Here is a 20,717-nt window from a genome sequence, read left to right on the forward strand (position 1 = left end):
GTTCGCTTTTAGCGTCTCGTAGAGAGCGTCTTGATTCTGACGAATGTATTCTGACGAATGTATTCTTCTTCAATTGGCTTTAAAAACAATCTATCTGTTTTTAAGGTACAATACGTATATGCTAAACCTAACTTATATCTATCGCTTAAAACTAAATCAGCAACAGTCCCAAACCTACGACGCATGGCTAGAAACATCTCGTAGGGTTTGGAATTTTGCGTTAGGAGAGAGGAAAGATTGGTATAACTCAAGGTCATGCAGAATCGATGCTTGCAGGATCAATTGTGAGTACATTATTTCTGCCGATGCGCCCCGACCAACATTCGCATCTCAATGCCTTGCCTTAACTCAAGCTAGGAAAACTAATCCTAACCTGAGGGAAGCACATTCTCAAATGTTACAGCAAGTGTTAAGGCGGTTAGAAAAAGCATTTATTGGGATGTGGGAATCAGGAAGAGGCTTTCCCCGATTTAAAAAACAAGGGAGAATGCGCTCTTTGTTGTTTCCACAATTAGGGGTTAATCCAATTCTTGGAAGCAAGGTTAAACTCCCTGGTGTTGGCTGGGTGAAAATGCGACTATCCCGACCTATTCCAGATGGGTTTGTGGCAAAGCAAGCCCAGGTAGTGAAGAAAGCTTCGGGATGGTATGTAATGCTCATGCTACAAGCTAATGTTGATGTTCCAAACTTTGTGCCACATGGACAACCTATTGGTATTGACATTGGATTGAAAAGTTTCTTAGCAACATCTAGTGGTGAGCAAATCGCTAAACCTCGATTTTTTGTGGATCTCCAATGCAAGCTGAAATTGCTGCAACAAAGAGTTAGCCATAAAAAATTGGGGTCAAACAACTGGCGAAAAGCGGTGGCAAAAGTGTCTCGACTATACGAACACATTTACAATACCCGCAAGGATTTTCATTTCAAGTTGGCGCATAAGTTATGTGACCAAGTTGGGATGATATTCGTTGAAGATTTAAATTTCAAAGCGTGGGCTAAAGGGATGTTTTCAAAGCATACTTTAGATGCTGGTTTTGGTGAATTCTTTTCAATATTAGAGTGGGTGTGTTGTCAGCGCGGGGTTTATTTTGCTAAGGTCAATCCCAATGGAACCAGTCAAATCTGCCCTAATTGCAACCATCACACTGGAAAGAAGGATTTAAGTGAGCGGATACATTGTTGTGGTGAATGTGGATTTCAGACAGATAGAGACGTTGCATCCGCTATGGTGGTGATGCAACGTGGACTTGCAGCCGTAGGGCATACGGTGAGTCAGCCCTGAAGGAGGGTCTCCCTCCGTAGGGGACTGCGAACCCGAAGGGTCAAGATGCTTGGCGAAGGGTTAAGCAATAGCTCCCTTTTGACCCAAGAATCCCCCGTTTTATAAACGGGGGAGTGTCAAAGTTGGTAAGGTGTAGAGTACTGAGTAGAGGAAAATTGTTGAATTTAAAACTCCCAAGAACAAAAGATAGATAATCAACGACTATTGATTAGTGATTGTTGACTATTGACTAAATGACAATGAAATTGAGTGTTAAGCGCACTGTTGATCAGTGGTTCAACAAAATAGAAAAGAATCCATCCCTTGGTGTAACTGTGTCGATTTTGGGTTTAATGGTGATTGGCTGGATAGCTTTTGGGTGGAATTTGGGCAATACTGGCTTGGTTGATGAGACAGAGCCACTGTTTGCCGAAGCTTCTCGCCAAATGTTAGTCACAGGTGATTGGATAACCCCATTTTTCGATGGTGAGACTCGTTTCGATAAACCTGCTTTAATTTACTGGTGTCAGGCGATCGCCTATAAAATTATTGGGGTGAATGAGTGGGCAGTACGTCTTCCTTCGGCGATCGCAGCCTTAGGTTTAATTTGTTTAGCTTTTTACACCGTACACTGGTATTTGACTAAACAAGACGAATTAGAGCAAGTTTCACGTCCGACTCGCCGCTACTTAATATCTTTTATCGCAGCAGCGCTGATGGCACTCAATGCCGAAACTATTATTTGGGCGAGAACGGGTGTCTCTGATATGCTCCTCACCGGATGTATGGCATCAGCTTTGTTATCTTTCTTTCTAGGGTACGCAGGTAAGGAAGGGAGCAGAGAGCAGGGGAGCAGGGGAGCAGCATTAATAACCAATGCCCAATCCCCAATGCCCCATGCCCTATTCCCTAATAAGTGGTATTTAGCTTTTTATGTGCTGATTGCTGGTGCAATTTTGACTAAAGGCCCAGTGGGAATTGTCTTGCCAGGGCTAATTGTTGCCGCCTTTTTGCTTTACGTGGGCAAGTTTCGAGAGGTGTTGCGGGAAATGCGCCTCTTCGTAGGTATACTGATAATTATAGGTTTGTCAGTGCCCTGGTATGCTTTAGTAATTTGGCGCAATGGCTGGAATTACATTAACTCCTTTTTTGGTTATCACAACCTGGAACGCTTTACAGAAGTAGTTAATGGTCACTCAGCACCTTGGTATTTTTACTTTTTAGTAGTGCTGCTGGGTTTTGCGCCATACTCAGTGTATTTACCAGCCTCTATAGTAAGACTAAAGTTTTGGCAGCGATCGCACTGGCGATCCCTTGAACGTTTTCAGCAATTTGGTTTATTCGCCTGGTTCTGGTTTGCTAGCATCTTTGGCTTTTTCACCATTGCTGTCACTAAACTCCCTAGTTACGTCTTGCCTTTAATGCCAGCAGCAGCAATCCTGGTAGCGCTGTTGTGGAGCGAACTTTTACCAAACATGGAGGCTAAAAATGACGATAAGACTCAAACACACGTAGGTACGGAAAAAGTATTTGCTCATCCCCCTGCGTCCTCTTCCATCCCCCCTTTACTCGTATGGAGTGGTTGGTTGAATGTAGTGTTTTTATCATTTTTGGCAACAGCATTGTTTAATTTAAGCCACATATTAGGTACTGATCCAGCTATAAGTAACTTCCACGAACTAATTCAAAAATCTGGTATACCAGTAATAGCAGGCGTAATTTGGCTAGTTTGTGCTATTTTGGTTGGGGGCTTTTTACTGAGTCGCCGATGGAACTATATTATCAGTATTAATTTAGTAGGGTTTGTGGCGTTTTTAATTTTTGTTTTAACGCCTGCTTCGTTTTTTATTGATCGAGAACGTCAATTACCCTTAAGGGAGTTGTCTGCCGTCATCCTAGAAGCAAAACAACCAGATGAAGAATTGATCATGCTTGGCTTCAAAAAGCCTAGTGTAGTCTTTTACAGCCACATCCACGTAAATTATTTAGGATTTCCCCAACAGGCTGTAGCTCATATTAAAAACCAGGCTGCTAAGGCACTACAACCTCCCTCGCTGCTGCTGTTGGCTGAACAGAAAAAGTTTTTACAAATGGACTTACAGCCAGATGATTACAAGAGTTTATCGACCAAGGGTGCTTATAACTTGGTTCGAGTTAATTTTAAGAAAAAGAAAAATCAAAAAATAGACATATCATAATTGGGAATTGGGAATTGGGCATGGGGCATTGGGCATTGGGCATTGGTTATTTCTCCCTCATCTCCCTCATCTCCCTCATCTCCCTTATCCCCACTCCCCACTCCCCACTCCTATGAACATTTGTCATTGTAACCATTGACAGCTAAAGCTTGATTGATCTGCTTTAAGAGGTCTTCCATTGATATCGATCGCGGTAATATTTGAGTAGCGATCGCACTAACAACAGTTTCTATAGATTTCAAACCATTCTTTTTCTGCTTGTCAATTTCCTTATAACCTACCCCAGGCTGAAAACTGGTTTCTGGGTGATTTAATCGCTGATTTAGTACCAAAATTGGTGGTAACTTTAAAGGTGAATCTCCCAATGTTTTCAGCGCTTTTAGCAGGTCTTTGGGGATAGCTGATTCTCCTAAACAAATTAGCAGTAAGTCAACGCTTTGGTGGCGAATTTGTTGTAACACTTCTGCCCAACAGGGACTCATCGCCGCTTTAAAGCCTGCTGTTTGTAGGTACTGAATTAAAGCTTGGAACCACTCAGACCCCCGTTTAGCAGTTTCACTACTAATTGAGCAATTTGTTTCAGTCTGATAATCCTTAACTTGCTTGCGTCTTACCTGTGGAAAATCACGCAGCATTGTTAAGTCCACTACCAAGATGTTGGCAGGGCAGCAAATACCAGAAGCAATTTGCAGTACTGATAGTAAGGCATCTGTTTTCTCGGTGCGACTGCTGTTGTCTTTAGCAAATGGTGTTAAGTAAGGAAATACAGATAGCCCTGGTATTTTAGAAGCTATTAGGGTGGTTGCAACATCGCAAGTAACCAGTGGTATAGCCGCCAAACGGGGGTGTCCAATTAGTTGTTGCAGATAAATTTGGCCAGTGGTACTTTCAACATCTAGCAAAATGACATCAAACTGCCATACCCGTGCCAAAAGTTCTGCCTGATCTAGGTCATCGACTTCAATCACTCGGTGTTCTCGAAGTGAGAGGTGGGGATTAACCGATTCCAACTGGGGATTCACCAACCTGAGAATTCGCAGTGGGGTCTTAGTTGGGATAATTGCGCTCTTGTCTAACCCTAGCTGCGGAACTGCTTGTGCAGTACATAATTTTTCTAGAACTGGTGCTAAGACCTGATGCTCTACTGGCAAACTTAAGAAACCATCGGCTCGGTTAGCAAATGCTTGCTCCTTTTCGGCTCCCGTCGCGGTCACAATTACAGATATATGACGGGTTGCATTGTCAGATTTCAGTAAAGTCAGCACATCCCAGCCTGATAGCAGGGGTAGCAACGGATTCAAAAATATCGCTATTGGTTGCAAGCGCCGAGCTTTTTCGACTGCTTCTGTCCCCGATCGCGCAATCACTACCCGATATCCTAAACCTTTGAGTTGTTCGGTCAAGTCTTCAATATATCGGGCTACTGCCTCGACTACCAAGACCAACCGTTGCGAACTAGCGGGATGATGCTGTGTAGGGGTAATAACATGCTGAGGAGCGACTGTGAGATTTTGCCGTGTCTGTTGGTGTGGTGTTTCTTCCTCTTCTCTAATTCCTATATCTGGTTCAGAAAAACCTGTTTTCGGGGGACTGGGCGGCAGAAGTAGGGTAAACTGGCTACCTTTTCCTTCACGCGATAAGAAGCTGACATCTCCTCCGTGGAGACGAGCCAAGGCGCGAGTTAATACTAGCCCCAGACCAGTGCCTTCAAATTGGCGGGTGAGGGGATTTTCCAGTTGTTGAAATTTTTGAAAGATTAAGTGTTGCTGGTGTTCAGGAATGCCAATACCTGTATCCCAAACTGTAAAGGCAATCCATCCTTCCCAACGACTCACCCGCAGCCCAATTTCGCCAGATATTTCGGTGAATTTAAAGGCGTTGGAAAGTAGGTGTACTAGCATCTGGCGTAAGCGCAATTCATCTGCCACCATCTGATCTAAGCCTAGTTCAATGGAGAGGCAGAATTGGGGAGCAGATAAACGGGCATTTTGAGTTGGGGAAGCTGGTGTAGCTTTGGTAGTTTGAGTGTGGATGGCTTTGGCCTCCGATAGGGCGCGATCGCACACAGCCCGAATTTTCACCGGAGTCAGCGTCAAATCCATTTGTCCCGTTTCCATGCGGGTCAAATCCAAAATGTCATTAACTACACTCATCAGGTGGCGTCCACTTTGATGAATCAGTCCTGCATAACGGGCTTGACGCTCGTTGAGTTCTCCCAATTGCTGATCCACGAGCAAGCGCGATAATCCTAAAACGGCAGTTAGGGGAGTTTTGAGTTCATGACTAATACAAGCTAAAAATTCATCTTTCAACCGATTTAGTTGAATTAAATCGGCATTTTTTGCTGCCAATTCTTTGCAAAGCTGTTGCTGCTCAGTCACATCGGTAGCTAAAATCAACCACAAATCATTGCTGAGTAAAACCTCCTCTTCAGCACTCATGACTTTAAACTCAAGACTATCTAAGGGAATTTTGGCAAACTGCCAGATTTGCTCCTGACCATTTTGCACTTCAACAACGCAGGTACAAGTACCTACCTGACTATCCAAGTAGCACCGACTATATACAGCCTCTGATGATGCTTCTTGCTGAGTCGGTTCCTCTTCACCACCATCCTCATTCTCCCTACCATTGGGATGAACCTTGATTGCTCGTTGGGTGACATGTTCTGTTTTTTCGGAGGATTCAGGGACAAGTATTGCCTCCACCTGTTGCCTAACTCCTTCTGGATCTTTCAAGGCTCCTAATTGCTGCCACCAAGCGGGATTTCGTGCTATCACCTTGCCAGTACCCGTTTGCAACATCAAAGGCCAAGGCAGTCTTTCCAGCAAGTGTACTAGTGGCTGGTGTCCCAATGATTTGGGTTCATTTGGCATTTGCACACCAGCAGCATACTCATGGCGATGCTCACCTGAGCTTTCTAACCCAGCCATGCGTTCCTTAGCTAGCGATCGCAACAGACGTGAAGTATCCAGCAGCCCCAAATATTGACCATTAGAGTCAATCAGCGCCCAATCTAAGTTCTGATCTTTTTCGCCTTGAGGATAACCCCAGCGCAAGCTCAATTTCTCTACAGGCTCAGAAGCTGATATTGTTTGTATTGGCTCAATTAGACCTTGACCCCAGCTAGAGAGTGATTGGTGTAAATTTAGATTTTTATCGTCACTATGTGCTAATAATTTTGGGATTAAACGGGCAGAATACAACAATCCTATGGGGCATTGTTGTTGATTCACTACTACCAAGCGATCGCACTGCTCTTGCTCAAAAATCTCTAACAGCACTGCCAGAGAACTTGTTTGGAGGCAGCTAGGTACGGTTGCCTGAAAGTCATAAAGCGGGTAATGTAGCATTAACATAGGGCTTTGGGGGTCATTCTTCCTGTGGAAACCTCCGGCATTTCCATCTCCCAACTGTTGATGGTTTTTTTGCCTGAAGCCATATCCTCTAAGAAGACTCATATAAGCAACTCTGGTTATTTCAACGCTATTAAAACAACGGGATTTTCCGTCACGGACACTTGCTTGCGGGCGAGTGCACTTTTCCAAGAGGCGACGTTCCTCATTTCTAGCAACTAGCCTCCCCAGTGTCTTACTGGTATTTAAACTCCTCATCGATAGCGACGGCTAAAACAATTATGACCCCAAAGATTCGCTTTAGAACCTTGAGGAATTATAATGATTTAAAATGCGACAATCCTTTAAGTTCGTTTAAGTATCTTATCAAGGAGCAAAATCAAAAAATCTATCTATTTATATAAGATAGGCAAATAATAAATTAGCTCCTGTGTCTTCCTATGCTGACAGATAGCTGATCATCAAAGACCTACTCAGTCCTACCACTCAGTTGCTGCACTCTTGTTGTTGAGTGGCTAGCATTATCTGCTAACACAGAGCGTTATTTTGGGGTAGAATCACCAGTTTACTTCCCACCCATAATTCCCCTAGAAGCGTTTGCCAAACTTATCAACCCGCGTTTCTTGGTCAGGGCGATCAAGGAGATATATTAAAGAGTAAATGTTATTACCAATATTGATTCTGCAACCTGAGATTAACAAATGTTTAGATAATCCAGTTGACTTAGCCAACCAAAAAGGTTTGAGCGCATGGGTGTGGAAATTGATTAACGCAATTATTGCCCAATTTTGCTACCTACCGGTTGCTACAACTACCTGGGGAAAAATCAACTATTTCCCAAATTGTCCGCGACAAAATTCCAGTCAGGCAGACACTGGCAAATACCTCTATGTATTTGCCAGTCAAACGCAAAAAAACCAACAGCATTTCCAGGAGATGACTCCAGCCGAAAGGCAAGGATTATTAAGACGGCTTAAATCAGATTACAGCCTGATTCTTATAAATTATTTTACCACAGACAGAACACTCAAAGAAAAAATTGATAAATTTATCAATACTATATTTTATGCTAATATTCCTGTGCCCCAAATCATCGAAATTCACATGGAGATAATTGAAGAATTTTCTCACCAGCTAAAATTAGAAGGAAGGAGCAATGAAACCTTACTTGATTACCGCTTAACGTTGATAGATATTCTCGCTCACCTATGCGAAGTCTATAGGAGTTCGATTTCTAAGTAAATTAAATTTACCGATGTTCAACTTGGTAAAAGCTACTGCTGTTAGTAACTCCCAATGCGCGAACCAATATTATTGTATTTGTCTGATCATGACTAGCCATTAAGTATATGAATAAAGCCAGAAAAACCTACGTTCTCAAGCTTTACGTAGCAGGCAATACCCATAATTCAGCTCGGGCATTAAAAACACTCAAAGAGATTTTAGAGCAAGAGTTTGAAGGTGTTTATGCTTTAAAAGTGATCGATGTCCTGAAAAGCCCGCAACTGGCTGAAGAAGATAAAATATTAGCAACGCCAACATTATCTAAAATTTTGCCTCCACCAGTTCGCAAAATTATCGGGGATCTTTCAGATAGAGAAAGAGTATTGATTGGATTAGATTTGCTCTATGAAGAACTGAGTGAAGAAGATTTTGAAGAGTAAAATTTTAATCATAAAAAAATTGAGTACAAACTTTAGTAATAAAAAAACCTGGTTTAATACCCTTTTGTGATCAAGCAATGAGTGAAAATGAGCAAGTAGAACCAAAGCAACCACCGATAATTAGGGGTGTAGAAAAAATTCGGACGATGATCGAAGGATTTGACGATATTACTCATGGTGGTTTACCAATTGGTAGAACTACCTTGATTAGTGGCACATCCGGCACTGGCAAAACTTTATTCTCTCTTCAGTTTCTCTATAACGGTATCACTTACTTTGACGAAGCAGGAGTATTCGTTACCTTTGAAGAATCACCCAGTGATATTATTAAAAATGCCCATATCTTTGGTTGGAACTTGCCACGCCTAATCGAAGAAGGCAAGTTGTTTATTCTTGATGCATCTCCTGATCCAGAAGGTCAAGATATCATTGGGAATTTTGACCTTTCTGCACTCATTGAGCGCTTGCAATATGCCATCCGCAAATACAAAGCTAAACGAGTTTCAATCGACTCAATAACAGCAGTATTTCAGCAGTATGAGGCGATGGGAGTAGTACGACGCGAGATTTTTCGCCTGGTAGCACGTCTCAAACTACTGAGTGTCACCACTGTAATTACCACTGAACGTAGTGAAGAATATGGGCCCGTTGCCTCTTTCGGAGTAGAAGAATTTGTTTCCGATAATGTCGTAATTGTTCGCAACGTTTTAGAAGGAGAACGCCGCCGTCGCACAACTGAAATCCTCAAGTTGCGCGGCACAACTCATATGAAAGGCGAGTATCCCTTCACCATTACTAATGAAGGAGTTAACATCTTCCCACTGGGAGCAATGCGCTTGACTCAACGATCTTCTAATATCAGAGTATCTTCTGGTGTCAAAATCTTAGATGAAATGTGCGGAGGTGGTTTCTTTAAAGATTCTATTATTTTGGCAACAGGAGCCACAGGTACTGGTAAAACCTTGTTAGTCAGTAAGTTTATTCAAGATGGCTGCCTGAATGGAGAACAGGCAATATTATTTGCTTATGAAGAGTCACGCGCCCAACTATCTCGTAATGCTTCCTCTTGGGGAATTGATTTTGAAGAATTAGAACATCAAGGTTTACTGAAAATAATCTGTACCTATCCTGAATCAACTGGTTTAGAAGACCACTTACAAATTATTAAATCAGAAATTGCTGTCTTCAAACCAGCTCGCATCGCCATTGATTCCCTATCAGCACTAGCTAGAGGAGTCAGCAATAATGCGTTTCGGCAGTTTGTAATTGGTGTGACGGGTTATGCTAAACAAGAAGAAATTACTGGTTTCTTCACCAACACAACTGAACAATTTCTGGGAGCACATTCGATTACTGACTCTCATATCTCCACGATCACCGATACAATTCTGATGTTACAGTACGTAGAAATTCGCGGAGAAATGTCGCGGGCAATTAACGTATTTAAAATGAGAGGCTCTTGGCATGATAAGGGCATTCGTGAGTATAATATCACTGCTGATGGTCCCGATATTAAAGATTCTTTCCGAAACTACGAACGGATTATCAGCGGTGCTCCTACTCGCGTTAGCATCGATGAAAAGGCGGAACTTTCTCGCATTGTTAGACGTTTTGAAGACAAACAGAGTTCCGAACCCTAAATTTAGTATCGTAGTATATTCTTTCCTAAGTTTAGTATCGTGCTATATTCTGTGGTGAAGAAAGGTTTTCTGCCGCTAGAGTGATTTTCGTGTGAGGGATGCGGTGAAAGGACAGCAATTATTTTATAGCTTCTTACCTGGTTTGACAGCAGCGGTCTTAACAACTGGGCCTGCTTGGGCTGGTACTACGAAACTAACTGGGGTACAACTGGCGTCTTCTCCTAGTGTTTTGACTTCTACTTATAGTCAAAGCCTGGTTGTGGACAACATGAATACGCCACTGCCTAACGGTGCAAATGTTAGTGTTCCGACCCTAATACCTGCTTTTGGTTTTACTAAACTTAGTGTGAAGCCTTTAAGTAATAACAGTATGCCAGCGTTAATGACTGGAAGTACTGGTGTAGCCATAGAACAAATTCTTAAGAAAGATAAAGGTAGATTTTTCAGTTTGACACCTACCTCTAATCCTTCCCAACCGGTTAATGTTAACCGTTCTACTCAAAATAACCAAAAAAACAGTAATTCAGACCCAAATGGGCAGAAATTAAAGAACGTAGTAGTTCCTAACTACACTTCAAAACCTGCTTCTGTCCAAAAAGAAATTTTGTCGCTGTCTTCTTTACAGCAGCCAGTGGTTCAACAGATAAATACTGTTAATCAGTTGCAAACATTTTTAGAAGCTTCAGGCACAGGGGCAGGAGCAGCAAAACTGTTGTCAGCGCAGAGGTGTCCACAGGAGTTGGGGAAAAGCAAAACTGATTCCTCAGCTTCTTTGCTACTGAGCTCAAGCAACTGCTTAGGACAAAATGCGGTTGGGGAACGTGTGGCTCAGAGTAATCCTCAGACTCCGGCAGGTTCGGTGCAACCTCAGATTGTGCCGGGAAGTGTAACTCCTGCACCAGCAGGTTCAGTGCCACCTCAGACTGTGCCACCAAACGTAATTCCTGTGCTGTCAGATTCGGTACAAATTCCCGATAACCTGACTCCTAGCTCAAATCCCTTGCTATTTCCCACCAAACCGGAGGAAGTGAGACTTCAGGGAAATCAGCCGATTACTCTAGCACAGGCTCTCGAGCTAGCACGGCGTAACAATCACGATCTACAGGTGTCGATATTGCAGCTAGAACGCAGTCGCGCTGCTGTACGCCAAGCACAAGCTGCTTTACTTCCTAGTCTTGATATTACTAGTGATATTACTCGCAGTCAGTCTGCTTCTAGTCAACTTCAGGACGAAATATACAAACGGCAAGGTCTTCGCTCTAACACAGACGTATCTAGTACAGGTTTCAACGGTCAAGCACAACTGACATATAACCTTTATAGTTCTGGGAGTCGGGAAGCTACGATCAGACAGGCTGAGGAACAGGAGCGCTCCGATGAGCTGGCTGTAGAAACTCAGTTTGAGACAATCCGTCTGAATGTTGCCACTGACTACTACAATCTGCAACAAGCGGATGAACAAGTACGTATTGCTCAGTCAGCTGTGCAGAACTCCGAAGCTAGTTTGCGTGATGCAGAAGCTTTAGAGCGAGCTGGGGTTGGTACGCGGTTTGATGTGTTACGATCGCAGGTTAATTTAGCAAATGCCCAACAAGATTTGACTAATGCTAGATCCCAGCAGGCAATTGCCCGTCGTCAATTAGCAACTCGGATAAGTTTGGCGCAGACGATAAATATCAGTGCAGCTGATCCTGTACAATTAGCTGGTCTTTGGAACCCAACATTAGAACAAACTATTTTGCTGGCTTTTCAAAACCGTTCGGAATTGCAACAGCAATTAGCGCAACGTAACATTAGCGAACAACAGCGACGGCAAGCACTTGCAGCTTTAGGCCCTCAAGTTAGTTTGGTAGCCAGCTATAGCCTACTAGATCAGTTCAATGATAATGTCAGCGTGACTGATGGTTATGCAGTCGGAGTCAGGGCAAGCCTGAATTTGTATGATGGGGGAGCTGCAAGAGCACAGGCAGCTCAGGCAACAGCTAATATTGCGATCGCAGAAACTCAATTTGCTGAACAGCGCAACCAAATTCGCTTTCAGGTAGAACAAGCCTATTCTACCCAGCAATCTAATTTGACCAATGTTCAAACGGCTAATACTGCTTTAGAACAGGCTAGGGAAGCCCTACGTTTAGCACGTTTGCGATTCCAAGCTGGTGTAGGCACTCAAACTGATGTCATTAACTCTGAAAACGACCTCACAATAGCTGAAGGTAATCGGGTAACAGCAATTTTGAATTACAACCGCGCTTTAGCTCAGTTACAGCGGTCTGTTACTCTCAGGGCACTACGCTAGTTAGCCGAAACTCAACCGTCAATACTTTTGACTGCTGTTGTGTTTTTTAATACACTTTGCATCTATCATCAGGGCATCACACAGTCTAGTAGTATTTTTTATGAAAAGCTCCAAAAAGCCTCATTTGTCAGTAATTACACTGAATAATGAGGCTTTTTTGGTAACAAAAGCTATATTCCAATAAGTCTTGGCGCTAATTGTATAAATTGAAAACAGTTACATGGGCTAATAACAGACGTTGCAATGCAACGTCTGTTATCTCTTTTCTGTCACTTTCTGGAATAAGCAAGTAGTAAATAAGCTAAATCATCCAGAAGCATAACAGGGTTTAAATTGATTCATGGCAGCAATTAAATGATTGAATCCCATCAATAAATATTCAGAATTATGATTATTAAAAAAATGGATTGCTAATGACCGAAAACGAAAAGGGTACAAGCCCCTCTGTTACAAAGTTCTGATGCCTGCGGCAGGCTGTGCCAACGGATAGCGCCACGGAGAGCGAGTCCGCGAGCGTCGTCAACCTCCGCTCAGACTTTGCGCTAAATTGATTTATGGGGATTATTAATTTTTAATTTTTAATTTTTAATTTTGAATTCCCCGTTCGCGTAGCGTCTCGCAGAGAAGGGGTTGACGCTTCTCTTTGAGAGGCTCCGCCAACGCGGACTCGCCCTCCGTGGCCAAGACAGTAATTCGTAATTAAAGAATTCAATTACGAATTACGAATTACGAATTAAACTTCGGCGGGTTGATATTCTTGTTGTCTTTCCACAAATGTCTGGACACGGCTGCGGTAGTTTCTGATAGTCTCATCTACCCAATCGCGATCGTTGCTATTTGCATACAAATGCACCAGTGGTTCACTGGCATCTGGTAAAACTAACAGCCAACTGTCATCGTAGGGTTGACAAATTTTCACCCCATCAATGAGTTCTAGGTTTTGGGCTGGGTGAGTTTCCACCAAGTAACGCATCAAAGCACCCTTGGCTGTCCACGGGCAGCGTACTGTATAAGTTTTGTGAATTACACGGGGCAATTCTGACCGGGCAGCAGCAAGCGATCGCTCCTGTATAGTCAACATCTCAATTATTTTAGCAATGCAGAACATGGAATCAAATCCCGGATGCAGTTGCGGAAAAATAAAACCAGTCTCTCCACTACCTCCGATGACCACATTTGGATTTGTCTGACAAGCCTCCATTAAGGCTGTAGGGTTGGCTTTAGTGCGAATCACTCTGCCATCATGGCGGCGGGCGACTTGTTCAATAGCACTGGAAGCGTGAACTGGCACTACTACTGTTCCTTTGGGGTTAGCCGTTAGGATCATATCCACCATCAGTGCTGTTAACATTTCTCCACGAATTGGGAAGCCTGATTCATCAACTAAAATCAGCTGTTCCCCATTAGCCGATACTTGCACACCAAAGTTAGCTTTTAATGCCTCGACTACATGACCTAACTGAGTCAGCAGTCCTTCGCGGTCAGCTACGGACATCGCCGTTTTATTCACACTGGCATTCAGCACCACTGCATCAGCGCCAAATTTATCTAACATTTGGGGTAAAACTGCCCCTGATACAGCATAAACATAGTCAATCACCACTTTTGCCCGACTATTGCGGAGTGTATGAACATGCAACAGTTTTTCAAAAGCAGTGCAGTAACGGTCATTCACTTGGCTGGGGTAAGATACATCGCCAATTTCATGAATTAGCGCCCGCCGCATATCCTCCTTAAAGTAAGCGCCTTCAATTTTCTTTTCCAGGGCTTTGGAGATATTAATGCCCTTAGCATCCATGAATTCAATCAGAATGTAGTCAGGGCGATCGGGGTGTACCCGCACATGGATACCACCAGCTACCGACATTGTGGGTATAACCGTGCGGGCGATGGGGATAGCTGTAGCATCGAGGTTTTGAATATCAACACCTACTGACATTAAACCAGCAATCAGCGATCGCGTCACCATCCGAGAGACATTACGCTGATCACGAGAAACCGTTACCTTAGAACTAGGTTTCAAAGTAGAACCGTAAGCAGCTCCCAATTTCACGGCGAATTCTGGGGTGATGTCGATATTAGCTAATCCTTGCACACCACGTTGCCCAAATAAATTGCGTTGGGCGGTGTTTCCCCAAATTAAGTTAATGTTTAAAATTGCCCCTGACTCAATCTTCTTACTCGGCCAAACGCGCACACCAGGGCTAATTTGGGCTTCTTCTCCCACCGTGGAAAGCGAACCGACAACAGCAGCTTCTAATACTTGAGCGCGGCGGTCTACACGAGTGCCACGGGAAATTACACAGGCAGAAAGAGCTGCTTCCTCGCCAATGATTGCTCCATTCCACACTATCGGACGTTTGAGATTTGCATCAGCACCAATAGTGACATTATCCCCAATTATGGTTCCTGCCTCAATCTGTACTCTTGCCCCGATGCGGCAATTGTCACCAATCACTGCTGGGGCTTCAATCACAGCCGTCTGGTCGATGTAAGTATTTTGACCTACCCATAAGTTAGGGGAAACTTCTTTGTAGGCACAATCCAGTTGCACTTTCCGATCTAAAGCGTCATACTGAGCCTCCCGATAGGCATCTAAGTGACCAACATCACACCAGTACCCTTGAGCAATGTAACCATACATTGGCTCATCTTTTGCTAGTAGCAAAGGGAATAAGTCTTTGGAAAAGTCAGATTCAGTGTTTGCTAGCAAATATTCCAAAACTTCTGGTTCGAGAATGTAAGTGCCAGTGTTGACGGTATCGGAAAAAATTTCACTACTAGAGGGTTTTTCTAAAAATCGCCGAATCCGTCCTTCTGCGTCGGTAATCACCACCCCAAATTCAATCGGGTTAGGAACCCTAGTCAAAATCAAAGTAGCTTTTGACTTATTTTGTTTGTGAAATGCGATCGCTGCCGTCAGGTCGAAATCTGTGATGCTATCGCCGCTAATCACTAAAAAAGTTTCATCAAGAAGTTCGGCAATATTTTTCACACAGCCTGCTGTACCTAAAGGCTGATCTTCTTCAACGGCATAGGTCATCTGGACACCAAAATCGTTGCCATCTAGAAAGTAGTCTCGCAAGACATCAGGTAAATAATGCAATGTCGCAATAACTTCTGTAATTTGATGTCGTTTGAGGAGATTGATAATATGTTCGGCAATTGGTCGATTTAGAATCGGCACCATCGGTTTGGGCAGATCGCAAGTTAACGGGCGAAGCCGCGTTCCCGAACCGCCTGCCATCAGTACTGCACGCATAAATCCTCCTTAACTATTTATAACCTTCGCTGCTTCAAGACCCATGAGATATATTTTGTTCTTGTTTCTCTAGTCTCCTATGGATATCGATATTTGAGGAACTTCCACAAGATGCATATAGATTGGGGCATTGGGCAGAGGCGATAATCATTCAATGATGCCAATTGCCGAAGCACAAGCGCTAACTGGGTTGTCTAGAGAATTCCTGCCAGAAGCAATCACAGCAGGTCAGTTAAAGACCAAAGTGATTGGCAATATCTGGCGAGTTAAACGCATTGACTTACAACAGTACGTTGGCAAGTTGTTTTGATTCTCGCCAAATTACGACAAGGCAAACCTCACCAATAACAAAATGCTTTGTTTATTAGCATCACTCCCAGCTTGCGTATAAAAGGCAGAAAAAAGTTCACCTTTATACTTCGTTTCTCACAAAACCTATCGTTGACAAATGGGTTTTAACCTTAAGTTGACACTAATGGCGAGACGCTGCGCGAATAATTTTGAATTTTGAATTGATTTCTTCCCAGCCGATTAACTCTGCTGACAGTGATAAAGTTCATATTCGTAGCCGTTCACCCTTGGCAAAGATTGAGTATCAGATATAACGCATGTTTTGACGGTTTCTGCTGCGGGGGCGTGAAAGTTTACTAGCCACAAGTCAAAAGGTCGTGGTAATTTATTTAAAGTATTTTCTAGAGCAATGGTGGAAGTATTCGGGTCTTGGTCTTGATGGGCAAGGAGAAACAGAGGATTTATGGGTGAATTTGCAAGTTTAAACTCCCTAGCCACTCCCATCATTTCTCCAATATGTACATGAGTTTTCTGAGTAGTGGCAATCAGTATTGGCATTGGGGATATTTGTTGAATTAGTTGCACAAATAGGTCAGGGCGATAATATTTTTGATAGCCGAGATTGCAGAATACTGTAACTGCACTGACAAATCCCATTAACCAAATTAACATCACGGCTTTTTTCCCGTTTATTCCCCATCTGCCTATGCTTTTTGTCCCATTTTTTCCTTGTTCTCTTTCTATCGATTCCTTCGGAAAATGCCAACAAACTGCGAGACTTGCCCCTAGTAAAACAATCACGGCGGGAAAGTAAACAAAGTTATAGCGAGCACCCCTGGTCAGATCAATACCGAAAAAGTACGTAAAGATAAAGAATAAAGCGATCGCGCTGATAGCTACTCCAGCAAGCACCTGAATCATCATCCGGCTTTCTGGATACTCTAATTGAATCTTGATCCCACTTACCAGAATTGGTACTGCCCAAATAAAGAAAATCAGCATCACCAGTCCAGAAAGAATCATCACCAATAGTTGTGGAGATTCAACTGGCAGGAGGGAAATCATTGTAATCCATGTGCCTAAAGCTTGAAAAATTGGGCTGAACCAATCTAGTCCGACGCGCGAGCCTTGAATCCACTCGGTCAAATTACTCCGATTTCTATTCTCTAAAAAGATTGGTAGCCAAATTAAACCCGCCACAAAAGTACCTGTGACAACGGCATAGATGCGCCGCCAGGGAGAAGAGAACAAAACAGAAAATTTGCTGCTAGTCTGCAATTGAAGCCAAGCCAGAAAAATCAAAACTACAGCTTCTGTACAGAGGGTAAGGGTGAAGAAGTAATGAGTAGCAACACCTAAAGCATTAATTTCTACCCATAAAAGTGCTATCCACATGGGTAAAGGTGTGCGGTTTTGAATATGACGTGTGGCAATTACTAAGCAGGTGAGGGAAGCAGTTACCCATAAAGCTGCCAAACTGTAATGACGCGCTTCTTGTGCTAGAAATATGCCGTAGGGTGATACTGCCATCATGGCAGCAGCCAAGTGTCCCACTAATGACGAACGAAACGCTACCCTACCTAATACGTAAGCAGATGGAATGGAGGCAGCACCAATTAAAGCTGGTAGCGATCGCGCCGCAAACAGCGAGACTAATCCTCCGTCACTAGGAAATAATTTCATCCACAAGTAAGCCAGCACAAAATACAGTGGGGGATGGGTATCTTGTGTAACTAAATTATGGATGACATCACCAACACTAGCGCCTGAGTTTGGTTGCAGTGGTTGCAATAAGATATCAGGTGCGATCGCTTGATCTAAGGGTACTGATAAAAAATTATTCCCCAAGCTAAACACTAAGGTGGAAAACTCATCAGTCCAAGGAGGCTTTGCAGTCAAGTTAGCTAGGCGCAAGCCAATGCCGATGAGCAACCACATCAAGTTCAGCAAGGAGTGAACCCAAAAAGGAGGGAGACGAGCTTGCCAATTATGCCAATGCTTGTGTTGTGAGCCAGAGTTTGCATTTGCTAGAGGCAGGAAATGGATAGCATCGGCAGGTAGCAACGAGATAATTTTTCTGTAAAAAGAGAATGCACCTTGGAAAAGAACTCTCATTGCCTGGCCTCAAACAAATGGATTTGTAGATTTGACGTTTTAGATTTAAGTTCGTTCTAAAATCTAAAAACAAAAACCAAAAACTCAAATCCCTCGTTGTGATTATTTAACGTCAGTAACGCGCCAGCTAAGTTTTAAATTAGCCCAGAAATTCCAGATGGTAGCAACTGCGATCGCTATCAATTTAGCTAAATACTCATTTATCCCCAAGACATTATAAAGAAAGTTAATTATTAGAGCTTGTAATACAACTCCTGCCAAACAGATCGCACTGAACTTCAAGAATCGTTTGAAACGTTGATGCGGATCACGTTGCCGTTGAGAAATATCACTAAAAGTCCATAAATCATTCCATAGGAAATTATTTATGATTGCCACTCCGGCCGAAAGAATCGTACTGCGAGTTAAACCTAAATGAATCACAGTACGCAGCAAGTAAAACACCGTTAAATCCACAAACACACCACTCAAGCCAACAAACCCAAAACGGATAAATCGGCCAACTGGGAAATTGACTTTTCTACTCAATCGTCCTACTCGCCCTGTGGAAAGCCGCAACCGCACTAAGTGGTGGATGTAATCTATATATTGCTTCCATGTAACCTTACTCTCACCTTCTTTGCGTTCGCAGAACACATACCCAACTTCGGCAACTTCGTCTACCTTTCCCCGCCCGATTACTTCTAGGAGAATTTTGTATCCGACTGGATTGAGTGTTGCATTGGCGATCGCACTCCGGCGCACCATAAAATAACCACTCATGGGGTCGGAAACTCTCCCCAGTACCCCCGGTAAAATCACCAAGCCTAACAACTGAGCACCACGAGACAAGAAACGCCTGACAACACTCCAGCTGCTGACGCCGCCTCCGTCCACATGACGACTGGCTACTGCCAAATCTGCTCCCTGCTCAACACTACGCAACAGTTGGATCAGCACCTCTGGTGGATGCTGCAAATCTCCATCTATCACTCCCAACACACTCCCCGTCGCTGCTTGCCACCCACGAATCACTGCTGAAGACAGCCCTCGTTCCTGTTGGCGTCGCATCACCCGCAACTGGGGGTATTCTGGTGTCAAGGATTCTGCTATTTCCCAAGTTCGGTCTGGGCTATCATCGTCTACCACAATCAGTTCATAGTTTCCTGGAATAGATTCATCCAGTAACTGACTCAATATGCTGACCACATTCTGGATGTTGTCACGCTCTTTATAAGTAGGAATTACTAGGGAAAGATGGATAGATTCACCACTTGTACCTACATGGTTAGGCGGCAACTCTGAAATCTTTAGTGGGCCAGTTGGTACTGTTAACAGTGAGTTGGATGAGTTGATCTTCATAATTTCACATTACAGAACGCTTTATTGACTGAACCTGGTTACTCAAAGCTTTATGAATACTTTTGTTACAGTTAGCTATTTTGAAAAGTTTAGTAATTCCCGCACCTCAATTTCAAATATTTTTCTAAACTTTATCTAAACTTTAAATTTAGCCATTTCTTTTTATGATATTGCTTACACCTACATAATTTTTTATACAAACAATTGATACTGTACCATTAAGCCAGCAAATATGCAGTTTACCAAGACTTATGTAAATACTTTTTACTATTAGTAGGGCTAATGTATCAATCCAAAATCATTTTGTGAGAAAATAGAGAAATAAATATAAAGTAGTGATTACTACTAAGTGCAAAGTGTCGTAATAGGGGATGAAATCACTAAAAGAGTTTATCAAAAAATCGTCAAGACAACGCGAACGCGGTCAAGATGTTGCTCTGAGAATATAAACATGAGGCAACTATCCCAATACTGAGAGTTTCTCGTGGGTTCATCACTTAAGCTGTAATATTGGATACTATATTCTTGGTTTTATTGTTTCTGGGGTGTTAATGTCTGTTTTACATAAATATACCGTTATTGCTTCTGTGAGCCTGAGCATTGCTTTGTTCATTACTAGTTGCAGCGAAAATAAAGTTTCCCAGTGTCAGAGGCTGATTCGAGTTGTGAATGCTGGAACTTCTTTGATTGATAAAAATAAAGGAACCCAAGTGATTACCAGCATACAGCTGTCTAAGGATTTGGAATTTGTGACTAAATCGATTCGGGAACTGAAGTTAACAGATCCCAAGCTGAAAGAATTTCAAAGCGGTTTTGTCAAAATTTTTCAGAATCTCAGTGAAGCGATTGCTAAGGCAGGCAGGGCACTTGGTGCGACCAAGACAGCAGAAGCCTCGGCATCTGGTAGAGAAAAAATCCAAAAGGCTAGAGCCGAAATTGATTCAGCACTGACAACAGCTACAACTATTGGCAAGCAGTCGGATACCTTAATGAATGAAATGAATAAATATTGTAGCCAGCCAGAATAATCTATCTGGAGTATGGGGATTAGTCAAAAATTCTTCCTCTGTCCCTTTGCTCCGAATGGGACTAAGTTAAGGCATAGCCCTTGCCTTAACTGGTTCCCAACACATAAGCTGTATGAACAATTTTCTCAGAAATTCACACAAGTCAACAGCCTAGCACGCAGGCGATCGCCTCTCAGATTTCTAGTAACTTTTATCACTTTTTATTCAAAAATTTTGCTGATATATACCAACTCTATCTGTCAAAATAAAATCAATATAATAGCTA

At 42.9% G+C, this 20,717-nt stretch carries 13 protein-coding genes; 8 read left to right on the top strand and 5 right to left on the bottom strand.

Going from position 1 to position 20,717, the window contains the following annotated elements; genetic code table 11:
• Positions 1-118 precede the first annotated feature (118 nt).
• Positions 119-1,282 carry a transposase gene (locus PUQ00_RS18065; RefSeq protein ID WP_300419121.1) on the top strand — a complete coding sequence of 388 codons (1,164 nt, stop codon included), beginning with the start codon at positions 119-121 and terminating at the stop codon, positions 1,280-1,282.
• A 233-nt stretch (positions 1,283-1,515) separates the two neighbouring features.
• Positions 1,516-3,459, top strand: a complete 1,944-nt coding sequence (locus PUQ00_RS18070) for a glycosyltransferase family 39 protein (protein WP_300419123.1) — start codon at positions 1,516-1,518, stop codon at positions 3,457-3,459.
• Here PUQ00_RS18070 and PUQ00_RS18075 read toward each other — a convergent pair.
• Positions 3,438-3,560 (bottom strand): hypothetical protein, encoded by a 123-nt coding sequence (locus PUQ00_RS18075; RefSeq protein WP_300419124.1) that lies wholly within the window; start codon positions 3,558-3,560, stop codon positions 3,438-3,440. The genes PUQ00_RS18070 and PUQ00_RS18075 overlap by 22 nt on opposite strands.
• Before the next feature lie 9 nt (positions 3,561-3,569).
• Positions 3,570-6,818 carry a hybrid sensor histidine kinase/response regulator gene (locus PUQ00_RS18080; protein ID WP_300419161.1) on the bottom strand — a complete coding sequence of 1,083 codons (3,249 nt, stop codon included), beginning with the start codon at positions 6,816-6,818 and terminating at the stop codon, positions 3,570-3,572.
• Positions 6,819-7,475: 657 nt separating this feature from the next.
• On the opposite strand from PUQ00_RS18080, the gene PUQ00_RS18085 reads away from it, so the two are divergent.
• The 4 genes from PUQ00_RS18085 to PUQ00_RS18100 all read left to right on the top strand — a co-directional run bounded on the left by PUQ00_RS18085 (position 7,476) and on the right by PUQ00_RS18100 (position 12,415).
• Positions 7,476-8,057 carry a KaiA family protein gene (locus tag PUQ00_RS18085; protein WP_300419126.1) on the top strand — a complete coding sequence of 194 codons (582 nt, stop codon included), beginning with the start codon at positions 7,476-7,478 and terminating at the stop codon, positions 8,055-8,057.
• Between the two features lie 107 nt (positions 8,058-8,164).
• The gene (gene kaiB / locus PUQ00_RS18090) at positions 8,165-8,479 is read left to right on the top strand and encodes a circadian clock protein KaiB (protein ID WP_300419128.1); all 315 of its coding nucleotides are present in this window, start codon (positions 8,165-8,167) and stop codon (positions 8,477-8,479) included.
• 77 nt (positions 8,480-8,556) lie between these two features.
• Positions 8,557-10,119 (top strand): circadian clock protein KaiC, encoded by a 1,563-nt coding sequence (kaiC, locus tag PUQ00_RS18095; RefSeq protein WP_300419130.1) that lies wholly within the window; start codon positions 8,557-8,559, stop codon positions 10,117-10,119.
• Between the two features lie 103 nt (positions 10,120-10,222).
• Positions 10,223-12,415, top strand: a complete 2,193-nt coding sequence (locus PUQ00_RS18100) for a TolC family protein (protein ID WP_300419132.1) — start codon at positions 10,223-10,225, stop codon at positions 12,413-12,415.
• Positions 12,416-13,148: 733 nt separating this feature from the next.
• Here PUQ00_RS18100 and PUQ00_RS18105 read toward each other — a convergent pair.
• Positions 13,149-15,677 (bottom strand): mannose-1-phosphate guanyltransferase, encoded by a 2,529-nt coding sequence (locus tag PUQ00_RS18105; protein ID WP_300419133.1) that lies wholly within the window; start codon positions 15,675-15,677, stop codon positions 13,149-13,151.
• A gap of 154 nt (positions 15,678-15,831) precedes the next feature.
• Here PUQ00_RS18105 and PUQ00_RS18110 point away from each other — a divergent pair, with 154 nt between their 5' ends.
• Positions 15,832-15,987 (top strand): helix-turn-helix domain-containing protein, encoded by a 156-nt coding sequence (locus PUQ00_RS18110; RefSeq protein WP_300419135.1) that lies wholly within the window; start codon positions 15,832-15,834, stop codon positions 15,985-15,987.
• Positions 15,988-16,208: 221 nt separating this feature from the next.
• Here the strand turns inward: PUQ00_RS18110 and PUQ00_RS18115 are convergent, their stop codons facing one another.
• On the bottom strand, positions 16,209-17,906 hold the full coding sequence (locus PUQ00_RS18115) for a glycosyltransferase (protein WP_300419163.1): 1,698 nt from the start codon (positions 17,904-17,906) through the stop codon (positions 16,209-16,211).
• A gap of 279 nt (positions 17,907-18,185) precedes the next feature.
• Positions 18,186-19,424: a glycosyltransferase gene (locus PUQ00_RS18120; protein WP_300419137.1), complete on the bottom strand. Its 1,239-nt coding sequence runs from the start codon at positions 19,422-19,424 to the stop codon at positions 18,186-18,188.
• A gap of 551 nt (positions 19,425-19,975) precedes the next feature.
• Here PUQ00_RS18120 and PUQ00_RS18125 point away from each other — a divergent pair.
• Complete coding sequence (locus PUQ00_RS18125) at positions 19,976-20,452, top strand: hypothetical protein (protein WP_300419138.1); 477 nt, start codon at positions 19,976-19,978, stop codon at positions 20,450-20,452.
• The last annotated feature ends 265 nt before the right edge of the window (positions 20,453-20,717 follow it).

The organism is Nostoc sp. S13 (assembly GCF_029379315.1).
GTDB lineage: Bacteria > Cyanobacteriota > Cyanobacteriia > Cyanobacteriales > Nostocaceae > Nostoc.